The sequence below is a fragment of the Actinomadura sp. NPDC047616 genome, from assembly GCF_040642915.1.
In the GTDB taxonomy this organism is placed as follows: Bacteria; Actinomycetota; Actinomycetes; order Streptosporangiales; family Streptosporangiaceae; genus Spirillospora; species Spirillospora miaoliensis.
The window spans coordinates 289837-301779 of record NZ_JBEYTB010000002.1 but is presented as its reverse complement, the minus strand read 5'-3'; the positions used below and the strand labels follow the sequence as shown (position 1 = coordinate 301779).

14 protein-coding genes are annotated in these 11943 nt (G+C 72.2%); 7 read left to right on the top strand and 7 right to left on the bottom strand.

Annotated features, from left to right (window positions below; translation table 11 throughout):
- Positions 1-121: 121 nt before the first annotated feature.
- Together ABZ801_RS05660 and soxR are read left to right on the top strand one after the other, a co-directional pair.
- Positions 122-706, top strand: coding sequence for an HdeD family acid-resistance protein (locus ABZ801_RS05660; RefSeq protein ID WP_344951896.1), 585 nt, complete (start codon positions 122-124; stop codon positions 704-706).
- Positions 707-780: 74 nt separating this feature from the next.
- Positions 781-1329: a redox-sensitive transcriptional activator SoxR gene (gene soxR, locus ABZ801_RS05655; RefSeq protein ID WP_360693314.1), complete on the top strand. Its 549-nt coding sequence runs from the start codon at positions 781-783 to the stop codon at positions 1327-1329.
- A 45-nt stretch (positions 1330-1374) separates the two neighbouring features.
- Here the strand turns inward: soxR and ABZ801_RS05650 are convergent, their stop codons facing one another.
- Together ABZ801_RS05650 and ABZ801_RS05645 are read right to left on the bottom strand one after the other, a co-directional pair.
- Positions 1375-3822: a glycoside hydrolase family 65 protein gene (locus ABZ801_RS05650; protein WP_360693311.1), complete on the bottom strand. Its 2448-nt coding sequence runs from the start codon at positions 3820-3822 to the stop codon at positions 1375-1377.
- Entirely contained in the window at positions 3819-4568 is a 750-nt protein-coding gene (locus ABZ801_RS05645; RefSeq protein WP_360693308.1) for a beta-phosphoglucomutase family hydrolase, read from the bottom strand. Before ABZ801_RS05645 ends, ABZ801_RS05650 begins: the two co-directional genes overlap by 4 nt.
- Positions 4569-4717: 149 nt before the next feature.
- Between ABZ801_RS05645 and gndA the strand changes: the two genes are divergently transcribed.
- Positions 4718-6142, top strand: coding sequence for an NADP-dependent phosphogluconate dehydrogenase (gndA, locus tag ABZ801_RS05640; protein WP_344951886.1), 1425 nt, complete (start codon positions 4718-4720; stop codon positions 6140-6142).
- Between the two features lie 51 nt (positions 6143-6193).
- Here the strand turns inward: gndA and ABZ801_RS05635 are convergent, their stop codons facing one another.
- Together ABZ801_RS05635 and ABZ801_RS05630 are read right to left on the bottom strand one after the other, a co-directional pair.
- A complete protein-coding gene (locus tag ABZ801_RS05635) occupies positions 6194-6385 on the bottom strand; it encodes a hypothetical protein (protein ID WP_360693305.1) in 192 nt (63 codons plus the stop codon).
- Between the two features lie 164 nt (positions 6386-6549).
- Entirely contained in the window at positions 6550-7296 is a 747-nt protein-coding gene (locus ABZ801_RS05630; RefSeq protein WP_360693302.1) for an SDR family oxidoreductase, read from the bottom strand.
- A 129-nt stretch (positions 7297-7425) separates the two neighbouring features.
- On the opposite strand from ABZ801_RS05630, the gene ABZ801_RS05625 reads away from it, so the two are divergent.
- On the top strand, positions 7426-7803 hold the full coding sequence (locus ABZ801_RS05625; protein ID WP_360693299.1) for a helix-turn-helix domain-containing protein: 378 nt from the start codon (positions 7426-7428) through the stop codon (positions 7801-7803).
- Here ABZ801_RS05625 and ABZ801_RS05620 read toward each other — a convergent pair.
- The 3 genes from ABZ801_RS05620 to ABZ801_RS05610 form a co-directional block, all read right to left on the bottom strand.
- Positions 7790-8350 carry a hypothetical protein gene (locus ABZ801_RS05620; RefSeq protein ID WP_360693294.1) on the bottom strand — a complete coding sequence of 187 codons (561 nt, stop codon included), beginning with the start codon at positions 8348-8350 and terminating at the stop codon, positions 7790-7792. The genes ABZ801_RS05625 and ABZ801_RS05620 overlap by 14 nt on opposite strands.
- A 251-nt stretch (positions 8351-8601) precedes the next feature.
- Positions 8602-9027: a PPOX class F420-dependent oxidoreductase gene (locus tag ABZ801_RS05615; RefSeq protein ID WP_360693291.1), complete on the bottom strand. Its 426-nt coding sequence runs from the start codon at positions 9025-9027 to the stop codon at positions 8602-8604.
- Positions 9024-9893, bottom strand: a complete 870-nt coding sequence (locus ABZ801_RS05610; RefSeq protein ID WP_360693287.1) for an NAD(P)-binding domain-containing protein — start codon at positions 9891-9893, stop codon at positions 9024-9026. Before ABZ801_RS05610 ends, ABZ801_RS05615 begins: the two co-directional genes overlap by 4 nt.
- Positions 9894-10007: 114 nt before the next feature.
- On the opposite strand from ABZ801_RS05610, the gene ABZ801_RS05605 reads away from it, so the two are divergent.
- The 3 genes from ABZ801_RS05605 to ABZ801_RS05595 all read left to right on the top strand — a co-directional run bounded on the left by ABZ801_RS05605 (position 10008) and on the right by ABZ801_RS05595 (position 11936).
- A complete protein-coding gene (locus ABZ801_RS05605; RefSeq protein WP_360693284.1) occupies positions 10008-10397 on the top strand; it encodes a MerR family transcriptional regulator in 390 nt (129 codons plus the stop codon).
- A 168-nt stretch (positions 10398-10565) separates the two neighbouring features.
- Positions 10566-11507, top strand: a complete 942-nt coding sequence (yhfZ, locus tag ABZ801_RS05600) for a GntR family transcriptional regulator YhfZ (protein ID WP_360693281.1) — start codon at positions 10566-10568, stop codon at positions 11505-11507.
- Between the two features lie 54 nt (positions 11508-11561).
- Positions 11562-11936: a PRD domain-containing protein gene (locus ABZ801_RS05595; RefSeq protein ID WP_360693278.1), complete on the top strand. Its 375-nt coding sequence runs from the start codon at positions 11562-11564 to the stop codon at positions 11934-11936.
- Positions 11937-11943 lie beyond the last annotated feature (7 nt).

Here is an 11943-nt window from a genome sequence, read left to right as displayed (position 1 = left end):
GGTCACACCCACGGGTGTGACCTCGCGGCTTTTTGTCCTATTTGCACCACTTGTTGGGCTTGTCGGGCCGCGTCTCCGGCGACGTTACGCAGACAGGACGATTTCTCCCGGGGAGGACCCCATGGACGACCTGCTGGCCCGAGGCTGGTGGACGCTGGCGCTGCGCGGGGCGGTCGCGATCCTGTTCGGCCTGATCGCCTGGATCTGGCCGGGCATCACCGTGCTGACCCTGGTGCTGCTGTTCGGCGCGTACGCGCTGGTGGACGGGGTCGGCTCGCTGGTCGCCGCGGCGCGCGGCGTGCCGGGGGAGTCGCGCGCATGGCTGGGCGTGGCCGGCGTGTGCGGCATCGTGCTGGGGATCGTCGCGCTGGTGTGGCCCGGGATCACCGGGCTGGCGCTGCTGTTCCTCATCGCGGTGTGGGCGCTGGTCACCGGTGTGCTGGAGATCGTCGCGGCGATCCGGCTGCGGCACGTGATCCGGGGCGAGTGGCTGTACGCGCTCAGCGGCGCCGTGTCGGTGCTGTTCGGGGTGCTGCTGCTGGTGTGGCCGGTGTCCGGCGCGCTGGCGGTCGTCTGGATGATCGGGTTCTTCTCCATCGTGTTCGGCGCCGCGATGGTCGGTGCCGCGTTCCGGCTGCGCCGCCTGGCCCGGGAGATGACCCGGCCCGGCATGCGGCCCGGCGGCGCGTCCCCCGCGCACCCGTAGCCCCGTCTCCGGCACGTCCGGCGGCCGCCGCCGGACGTGCCGGACTCGTTCGACCGGCATTCCGGTCGTTTAGGATGCGTCCCATGACGCGGCTGGAGCACAGGGTGCACGAGCTCACCGTCGGCCAGCTCGCCGAACGCAGCGGCGTGTCGGTGTCGGCGCTGCACTTCTACGAGTCCAAGGGACTGATCAGCAGCCGCCGCACCGCCGGCAACCAGCGCCGCTTCAGCCGTGACACGCTGCGCCGGGTCTCCTTCATCAGGGTCTCCCAGCGGGTCGGCATCCCGCTCAGCGAGATCAAGAAGGCGCTGGCCACGCTGCCCGAGGGCCGCACCCCCACGGTGGAGGACTGGGCCCGCCTGTCCGAGATGTGGCGCGCCGACCTCGACGAGCGCATCGCGCAGCTGGAGCGCCTGCGCGACGACCTCACCGACTGCATCGGCTGCGGCTGCCTGTCGATCAACAAGTGCGCGCTGGCCAACCCCTACGACCGGCTCGGCGACGAGGGCCCGGGCCCCCGCCGCCTGCTCGTCCGCCACGGCGAGCGCTCCCGCCGCCCGCACGCGGCCCGCGAGGACGCCGCCGCCTCCGCCGCCGCCGGCTCCTGCTCCACCGACTGCTGAAACGGCCGCCGGCCCGGCGACCGCACAGGACCGGCGGCGCCGCCGTCAGCGGGCGTGCGACGTGCGCGGCTGCTGGAACGCCCGGTGGTTGCGGTCCCGGCCGTGACCGTGCGGGTCGACGCGGCGCGGCGCCGGCTCCCGCCCGACCGGCTGGCTGGGCCGCGGGCTGCTCGGCACGTGCGGGACGTCCATCTCCACCGGCTTGTCGGCCAGCTCGAACTCCTGGTCGTAGTGGAAGAGCCGCAGGCCCTCGCCCTCCAGCAGCTCGTAGCAGGCCGACTCGCCGGTCACGGTGACCTTCAGCCGGTTGCCCCGGTAGCGCATGGAGAACGCCAGCCGGCTGATGCCGCCGGGCAGCCGCGGCGCGAACCGCAGCACCCCGTCGGCCGCGCGCATCCCGCCGAACCCGGCGACCAGCCCGCTCCACGCGCCCGCCATCGAGGCGATGTGCAGGCCGTCACGGGTGTTGCGGTTGAGGTCGTGCAGGTCCATCAGCGCGGTCTCGCCGAGGTAGTCGTGCGCCAGGTCCAGCTGCCCCACCTCCGCGGCGATCACCGCCTGGGTCTGCGCGGACAGCGAGGAGTCCCGCACCGTCAGCGCCTCGTAGTAGTCGAAGTTGCGGACCTTCTGCTCGTAGGTGAACGCCTCCCCGCACATGTGCATGGCCAGCACCAGGTCGGCCTGCTTGACGACCTGCTTGCGGTACAGGTCGAAGTACGGGTAGTTCAGCAGCAGCGGGTAGTGCTCGGGCTTGGTGGCCGCGAAGTCCCACCGCGCGTGGTTGGTGAACCCCTCGCTCTGCGGGTGCACGCCCAGCCGCTCGTCGTAGGGGATCATCATGGCCGCCGCCGCGTCCCGCCACGACGCGGCCTCCTCGGTGCTGACGCCGAGCCGCTCGGCCAGGTCCGGGTGGCGCATGGCCATCGCGGCGGCCTCCCGCAGGTTCCGCCGCGCCATCAGGTTGGTGTAGACGTTGTTGTCGGCGATCGAGCTGTACTCGTCGGGCCCGGTGACGCCGTCGATGCGGAACACGCCCTCCACGTCGTGGTGGCCGAGGCCGCGCCACAGCCGCGCCGTCTCCACCAGCAGCTCCAGGCCGGTCTCCCGTTCGAACTCCTCGTCGCCGGTGGCGTCCACGTACCGCACGACGGCGTCGGCGATGTCGGCGTTGATGTGGAACGCGGCGGTGCCCGCGGGCCAGTAGCCCGAGCACTCCTGCCCGCGGATCGTCCGCCAGGGGAACGCCGCGCCCGCCAGGCCGAGCTGGTGGGCGCGCTCCCGGGCCAGGCCCAGCGTCATGTGCCGCCACCGCAGCGTGTCGGCCGCCGACGACGGGTGGGTGTAGGTCAGCACGGGCAGCACGAACGTCTCGGTGTCCCAGAAGGTGTGCCCGTCGTACCCGGGCCCGGTCAGGCCCTTGGCGGGGATCATCCGGCGTTCGGCGCGCGCGCCGGCCTGCAGGATGTGGAACAGCCCGAACCGCACCGCCTGCTGCACCTCGGCGTCGCCGTCGACCTCCACGTCGGCGCCGCTCCAGAAGTCGTCGAGGTAGGCGCGCTGCTCCTCCAGCAGGCCGTCCCAGCCGGTGTGCCGGGCCGCCGCCAGCGCCGCCACCACCTGGTCGTGCAGCGTGGGACGGGACCGCCGGCTCGACCACCCGTACGCCAGGTACTTGACGATCCGCAGCCGCTGCCCCGGCTCCAGCCGCGTGGCCACGGTGAGCCGCGCGACGTCCGGGTAGCTCTCGATGTCGGTCGCCATGTGGTCGGGACCCTCGATGTGATGGTCCATCGCGGCGGCCATGCGCAGCCCGCTGTGCCGGGTGCGGTGGACCAGGACCGCCTTGGTGTGGTTGGTGACGTGCTCCTCGCTGACCAGCGGCGACTCCAGCACCGCGGCGGTGCGCGGGTCGCGGCCGAGGTCGGGCAGCGACTCGTTGGCCACCAGCTCCGACTGCGCCACCACGCGCACCGAGTGGTCGACCGGCTCGACGTCGTAGCAGATCGCGGCGATGGCGCGCTGGGTCAGCGACACCAGCCGCACCGAGGTGACGCGCACCGAGCGCCCGGCGGGCGAGGTCCACTCCACCTGGCGGGTCAGCGTGCCCGCCCGCATGTCCAGGATGCGCTCGTGCGAGTCGAGCCGCCCGTACCGCACGTCGAACGGCTCGTCGTCCACCAGCAGCCGGATCAGCTTGCCGTTGGTGACGTTGATAACGGTCTGCCCCGACTCGGGGTAGCCGTACCCGGCCTCGGCGTGCGGCAGCGGCCGCAGCTCGTAGAACGAGTTGAGGTAACTGCCGGGCAGCCCGTGCGGGTCGCCCTCGTCCAGGTTGCCGCGCAGCCCCATGTGCCCGTTCGACAGAGCGAAGACCGACTCGCTCTGCGCCAGGCGGTCCAGCCGCAGTTCCGGTTCCCGCACGCACCACGGCTCGACCGTGAACACCGGCAGATCCACCTTGGTGGTGTGACGGCCCCCGCGCCCGTCGCTCACTTGTCCTCCAGAAGTTCGGATAGGTCCCCGACCACGATGTCGGCTCCGTGCCGTGCCAGCGCCTCCCGGTGGTCGCCGCCGACCCGGTCCACGCCCACGACGTAGGCGAAGTCCCCCGCATGACCCGCCTCGACACCTGCCAGCGCGTCCTCGAACACCGCCGCGCGCGCCGCCGGCACCCCGACCGCCTCGGCCCCCGCCAGGAACATGTCGGGCGCGGGCTTGCCGGGCAGATCGCGTTCCTGGGCGATCACCCCGTCGACGCGCGCGTCGAACAGGCCGGTGATGCCCGCCGCGGCCAGCACCTGGACGGTGTTGGCGCTGGACGACACCACGGCGGTGCGCAGCCCGGCCTCCCGGCAGGCCCGCACGTACGCCACCGACCCGTCGAACACCTCGACGCCCTTCTCCTCCAGCAGCTTGAGGACGAGCTGGTTCTTGCGGTTGCCGAGGCCTCGGATGGTCTCGGCGTCGGGCGGATCATCGGGTCTGCCCTCGGGCAGCGTGATGCCGCGGGAGGTCAGGAACGAGCGCGTCCCGTCCTCGCGGCGTTTGCCGTCCACGTACTTGCCGTAGTCGCCGACCTCGTCGAACGGGACGAACGGCGTACCGGTGGCCTCCGCCCGCGCCCGCAGGTACTCGTCGAACATCCGCTTCCACGCGGCGGCGTGCACAGCGGCCGTACGGGTAAGTACGCCGTCCAGGTCGAACAGGCAGGCGTCGACCGATTGCGGCAGTCCCAGCATGGCTTTCCCCCTCGCGGCTCCGCGATCTCTACGATGCGTCCAGTTCCCTGAAAGGAACAAGGGCATGCGGCCGCCCGGTTGACCGAACAGTGGGCTACCCCACCCGCGTACCCACGGGTGTGGGGCCCGAACGAAGAGGAGACATGCCAATGAGCAAGGCGCGCATAGGTGTCACCGGGTTGGCGGTGATGGGCCGGAACCTGGCCCGCAACCTCGCCCGGCACGGGCATCCGGTGGCCGTGCACAACCGCACCGAGGCCCGCACCAAGGCGCTGGTGACCGAGTTCGGGGACGAGGGGACGTTCGTCCCCGCCGAGACGCCCGAGGAGTTCGTGGCGTCGCTGGAACGCCCCCGCCGCCTGGTGATCATGGTGAAGGCGGGGGCGCCGACCGACGCGGTCATCGAGGAGTTCGCGCCGCTGCTGGAACCGGGCGACATGATCGTCGACGGGGGGAACGCGCACTTCGCCGACACCCGGCGGCGCGAGGCGGCGCTGCGCGAACGCGGGCTGCACTTCGTCGGCACCGGCATCTCCGGCGGCGAGGAGGGCGCGCTGCACGGCCCGAGCATCATGCCGGGCGGTTCGGCCGAGTCCTACGAGGCGCTCGGCCCGCTGCTGGAGGACATCGCCGCCAAGGTCGACGGCACGCCGTGCTGCGTCCACGTCGGGCCGGACGGCGCCGGGCACTTCGTGAAGATGGTGCACAACGGCATCGAGTACGCCGACATGCAGCTGATCGCCGAGTCCTACGACCTGCTGCGGCATGCCGCCGGGCTGTCCCCGGCCGAGATCGCCGAGGTGTTCCGCACCTGGAACACCGGGCGGCTGGAGTCCTACCTCATCGAGATCACCGCCGAGGTGCTGGCGCACACCGACGCCGCCACCGGCCGCCCGTTCGTCGACGTGGTGCTGGACCAGGCCGAGCAGAAGGGCACCGGCCGCTGGACCGTGCAGACCGCCCTCGACCTCGGCGTCCCGGTGTCGGGCATCGCCGAGGCGGTGTTCGCGCGGTCCGTCTCCGGCCACGCGGACCTGCGCCGGGCGGCGCGCGGCCTGCCCGGCCCGCAGAACGACGTGCGCTACCTGTCCGGTTTCGCCGACGACGTGGAGCAGGCCCTGTACGCCTCGAAGGTCGTCGCCTACGCGCAGGGCTTCCACCAGATCCAGGCCGGCAGCGAAGAGTACGGCTGGAACATCGACCTGGGGCAGATGGCCACGATCTGGCGCGGCGGCTGCATCATCCGCGCCCGCTTCCTGGACCGCATCCGGGCCGCCTACGAGGCCGACCCGCGGACGCCGACGCTGCTGACCGACGACCACTTCGCCGAGGCGGTCGGCGCCGCCCAGGACGCCTGGCGCCGCGTCGTCACCACCGCCGCGCAGCTGGGCATCCCGGCGCCCGGCTTCTCCAGTGCGCTGGCCTACTACGACTCGCTGCGCGCCGAGCGCCTGCCCGCGGCCCTCACCCAGGGGCAGCGCGACTTCTTCGGCGCCCACACCTACCGGCGCGTCGACCGCGAGGGCTCCTTCCACACCCTCTGGGGCGGCGACCGCTCCGAAGTCGAGGCCTGAGCCTCGCGCGTCGTCCCCCGGGCTCCCGCGCCGGGGGACGACGCCGGCGCGTCACGACGCGCCCTGCTCCTGGACGATCGCCCACTGGCCGACCTGCCGGTACGCCGAGTCGTAGATCTCCGACCCGTCACCGGGCTCCAGGGCGTAGTGCTTCAGATTCCCCGCCCAGTACCTGAGGATGCGCCCCAGCTCGGCGGCGGCGTTCCCGTCGAACGCCTTCTCGCCCATATCCACTTCGAGCACGAATTTCACCGGCACCCCTTCCAGGCATTTCTTTCTGCACTTCAAGTGTCTCATTGAAGTGGTTATTGGGCTTTTGAGTGCCGCCTCGCGTGGTCAGGGGCCTGTTCCTTCCCGGAAACCTCAAATCGGGGTGAAGGCGCGGCACGGCCGGTGGGCGGGCCGGCCTATCGGGACTGTCCACCCAGCACGCGGAAACCGGCGTCGACCGGGATGCGCGTCCCGGCGACGGCGGCGATCTCACCCGTCACCAGCGCGGCGATGACCGAGGCGACGTCGTCGGGCTCCACCATCCGCCCCAGCACCGACGTCTTCGCGATGGCGGCCTCCCGCTCAGGGGTCAGCATGTGCGCGGTGGCGTCGGTGCGGACCGCGCCCGGTGCCACGACATTGACGGCGATCCCGTCCGCCCCCACCTCCATCGCCACGTGCCGGGCGAACGCGTCCAGCGCGGCCTTGGCGGTCGCGTGGGCGATGGCCCCCGGCCGGGTGAGCTCGGCGCTGAGACTGGACACGTACACGACGCGTCCGCTCCGCCGCGTCCGCATCACCTCCAGGGCGTGCTTGCTGACGTGGAAGGCGGCGGCCAGCTCACCGTCCACCTTCTCCTGGAACGCCTCCCACGGCATGTCCGCGAACGCGGCGAACGGCGGCTGGACATTGGCGTTGCAGACCAGGACGGCCAGCCCGTCGCAGGCGTCCACCAGCCGCGCCGCGTCCCGCGGATCGCGCACGTCCGCCCGCACCGCGCGGGCCGTCCCGCCCGACGCCTCGATCTCCTCGACGACCTTCCGCGCCGCCGCCGCGTCCCCGCGGTAGTTCACCACCACGTGAAAACCCCTGCGGCCCAGCCGCACCGCCGTCGCCGCACCGATGCCCCTGCTCGCACCGGTGATCAGAGCCACCTGACCCATGACCGCCTCCTTTGTTCCCGGTCGCGCGACGACGCTAGGCGATCGAGCTAACTTTTCGAAGGGACATACCTTCGGGTAAGGTCTCGACCGCCAGGGAAACCTCCAGTCCACGGGTACGGCGCCGCGACGATGAGTGACACCATTCACAGGGAATGCCCGGCCCGCGCGGTGCTCGACCACGTCACCAGCCGCTGGGGCGTGCGCGTCCTGACCGCGATGCGTGACGGGGACCTGCGCTTCTACGAACTGCGCGGGAAGATCGAGGGGATCAGCGAGAAGATGCTGTCCCAGACGCTGCGCACCCTCGTGCGCGACGGCCTGGTCACGCGCACCGTGGAGCCGTCCGCGCCGCCCAAGGTCACCTACGGCCTCACCGACCTCGGCCGCGGCGTCACCGAGCCGCTCGAAGCCCTCGCCGCCTGGATCCGATGCCACGCCGGCGCCCTTCTGGCGGCCCAGGCGGAGTACGACGGCGGCCGGGGGCCCGCGGCGATCAACCCACGCTGACCACCTGCTGGAGCAGCCCCCAGACGAAATGCGCCACGTAGGACTCGCCGTCCGCCGTGGTGAACCCGGCGTGCCACCGGCTCGGCACCTCACCGGGATGGTGCCGGACGTCCCCGAACCACCGCTCCAGATCGCCGACGACGCAGCACCACGGCTCCAGGTCCCCGACGCCCCTCACCTGCGGCACGGCCGCGTCGTCGGGCCTGACCAGCCACTCGTGCAGCACCGACCCGCCCGGGCCGACCAGGATCTCGAACCGCAGGTCCGGCCACAGCGCGAACGGCGGCCACCACGCCGCCTCGCACACCGCGTCCCCGATCCGCTGTTCGCGGGTGCCGGCCGGCGGCCCGAGCACGGCCTCGTGGCGGCGCCGGCCGGGCGGAAACGTCCGCGACCGGACGATCCGCTGCCACCGCGCGTTCACCTCGCGCATCTCCGTGCGGGACGACCCCAGCGCACGCACGGCCCCGGCCACCAGGTCCGGCTGGTAGTCGGCCATCCGCCGGAGCAGCACCAGCTGGAACTCCCGCCGCGCGAACCCCTTCACCGGCGGCCCGCGCAGTCCTGACGGCGCCGGAGTCGCCTCTCGTCCTCCACGCCGGTCGCGGTCATCGTTCGTGCCCCCGTCGTCGGTCACGATGTCCGTTCATGAACTCGGGCGAGCGTAGTCCATGGAGCGCCCGGGGCCGCCGCGCACGCGGGCGGTCCGCCTGCGGAGGGCGCTCCGCCGCGCGGCGGAGCGCCCTCCCTCGCCGAAGCCGCCGGCCGAACCCCGGCGGACATTCGTGGCCGACCCCCTCAGCGGATCTCGGCGCCGTAGACGTGGTCGACGGCCATCGTCATCAGCACCCTGCGGTCGGACACCATCACGGACCGGTACTCGTCCCAGTCCGGGTGCTCCCCGGCCGCGATGCGGTAGTAGCGCACCAAGGCCTCGACCTCGGGGCCATGAGGGTCGGTTCCCGGGCCGGTGAGCGTCACCGTGCCCTCGGCGGTGGCCCACGACCAGCCGTCGGGTGCGGTGACCTCCAGCGCGGCCCACGGGTCCCGGCGCAGGTTCGCCGTCTTGGCCCGTCCCTCGGCCATCGAAACGTAGATGACGTCGGCCTCCCGGTCGTAGAAGGGCATGACGGGGGAGAGCTGCGGGCGGCCGTCCGACTTGATGGTCGCGAGGACGCCGAGCCGGCTCTCGGCGAGCAGAGCACGCGGGTCGAACGCCGTCATGCCCGCACCTCTGAGGCGCCGCGGAACAGCTCGACCAGCGCCGCGTAGCCGTCGCCGCCGCGTCCCTCGGCCACGGCGCGGTCGCCCAGGGCCTTGAAGAACCTCGGCAGGTCGGCGTTGATCCCGAGGGCCTCGCTCTCGTGGATGAGGTGCTCCATCGCGGCCAGGTGGGTGCCGATCGTGGCGTCGGGGGCCGGGTACTCGCGGTCGTCGATCTGCTGCGCGTACCCGGGGAGCCAGTCGGCGACGGTCCCGATGTTCTGCCGGGCGAACGAGGCGAACGTCGAGGCGTCCACGCCCGCCGCGCCGAGCAGGGCGGCGCCGTGCAGGAACCCGTTCAGAACGCTCCACATCAAGGTCAGCCCCGCCGCGTCGTACAACGAGGACAGGCCGTGGTCGGCACTGAGGTACATCATTCCCGCGCCGAGGCTCCGCAGGGCGGGTTCGCGCAGGTCGAAGGCCGATCGCGGCCCGCTGTAGAGGACGAGCGCCTCCGCCGTGCCGATCGCCTGGGGAATGGCCATGATCGCGCCGTCGAGGTAGGCGGCGCCCTGCCGCTCCGCCCACTCGGCGGTCTGGCGGGCCTCCTGGGACGTGCCCGAGGTCAGGTTCACCAGGACCCGGCCGTCGACGACCTCGCCCAGCGGTTCGAGAAGCTTGCGCACGGCGTCGTAGTCCGTGACGCAGACGACCACGAGCGGGCTGGCCGCGACGGCCTCGGCGACCGAGCCGGCGAGCTTCGCGCCCTGGGAGACGAGCTGTCCGGCCTTCGCCGCCGTACGGTTCCACACCGTCGTGGGGTGCCCCTCGCGCAGGAACGCCCCGGCCAGCGCCTGCCCCATCAGCCCCAGACCGATGACCGTCACCGGAGTACGGCTCTCCTCGTGATTCCGCATTATTCGCTCCCTCTGAGTGAGTTGGCGGACATGCGAGAATCCTCAACGTTCACACCGGTATGAAGGTCAAGGAGAGAAGCGGGCATGCTGATCGGCGAACTCAGTCGGCGCACCGGAGTCCGTACGCATCAGCTGCGCTACTACGAGGCGCAGGGCCTGCTCACGCCGTGTCGGAGCGCCGGCGGCTACCGCGAGTACACCGACGACGCCGTCCTGACCGTGCACCAGATCAGGAAGCTGCTCGGAGCCGGGCTGTCGACCGACGACATCGCCTACCTGCTTCCCTGCGTCACCGGCCCGGCCCCCGACCTGGAGCCGTGCCCCGAACTCCTGGACGCCCTGCGCGCACGCCTGCACGGCCTGGACGAGCACATCGACACTCTCGTCCGTTCCCGCCAGGCCCTCGCCGACTACATCGAGGCCACCGAGCAACGCGCCCCGAAGGCCTACCCGCCCTGCGACTCCACCCAGTAGTCGACGACCATCTGCCCTCGGACCCGGCCGCCGGACACCTTCGCCTCATCAACTTCAACTCATCAACGAGGCGCCCCGTCGGGACGACGGCATGGCGGCTCGGCGATTCGAACGGTGCCGATTCGGGGGGCTTGTGCAGTATCCAGGATTCTGGTTATTGTCCTGATCGTGGACGACCTTGAGGATCGGCTGCTGACGCGCAACGGCCTGGCGACGCGGCGGCTGGCCGCCATGCTTCTGGATCAGGCGGAGGACGCCCGGCTGCCGCGCCTGAAGGACTACGCCGAGCAGATGGGCGTGGGCAACGGCACCGCGCAGGCCGCGCTGCAGACGCTGGAGGACACCGGGGCGATCGAGACGGTCGCCCGTGGTCACCTGGGCACCTTCCTGGTGCGGGCGGACCGCGCGCGGCTGTGGCGGCTGGCGGGGCTCGGGACGGTGCTGGCCGCCATGCCGCTGCCGTACTCGCGGCGGTACGAGGGCTTGGCGTCCGGGCTGCGCGCCGCGTACGAGGCCGCCGGGCTTCCGTTCGCGGTCACCTTCATGCGGGGGGCCACGGCGCGGGTGGCGGCGCTGCTGGAGGGCAAGGCCGACGTGGTCGTGGCCTCGCGGCTGGCCGCCGATCGGCTCGTGGAGAGCCATCCGGTGGAACTGGTGGCCGATCTGGGAGCGGAGACCTATGTCGGGTCGCACGGGCTGCTGCTGCGGGACGGCGTCACGGTGGACGCTCCCGGCCTGCGGGTGGCCGTCGATTCCGCCTCGGAGGACCAGCGCGTGCTCGCCGAGCGCGCGTTCACCGGCCGTGGCGAGGACGTCGTCTGGGTGGAGGCGTCCTACATGCAGCTCCGCAGCCTGTTCGAGCGGGGCGAGGTGGACGCCACGGTGTGGAACCTGGACGAGGTCCAGGACCGCCTCGGGCCGGGCGTCCGGGCCCTCCCGCTCGACGACCGCATCACCCGCGAGCTGGCGCAGCGCAACTCCAGCGCGGCGTTCCTGACGCGGGCCGGTGAGGCCGGGCGGTTCACGGTGCTGCGCGAGACGGTGGACATGTCCCTGATCACCGAAGTGCAGCGCCAGGTCGTGCGCGGGGATCGTCTGCCCACCTACTGACCCCGTCGTGTCCTCCCGAGGGACGGCCCCGGGACCGTTGGCGAAGGGAAGCTCATGGAATCGCGGCTCGCTCGGCGGATCCGCCTGTTCACCGAGACCGGCCAGGTGCGGCGGGAGGTCGCCGACTTCGTGACGGCGGAGCTGGAGGCCCTGGCCGCCGAGGGCCGTCCGGTCACCGAGGACAGCGCGGGCATGCTCACCAGCCACCTGATGATGGCCCTGACCCGGCTGGTGGACGGCGAGCCGATCGAGCAGACCTCCGCCGACGCGCAGGTCGCCGCCGAACTCGCCGACCATCCCGAGGCGGTGCGGCGCGCCCGGGCGCTGGCCGCGCGGGCCGAGCGGCGGCTCGGCACCGCCCTCCCCGAATCCGAGATCAACTATCTGGGCCTGCATCTGGCCGTCCTGGCACAGCGTTCGCCCACCTGACCCCCAC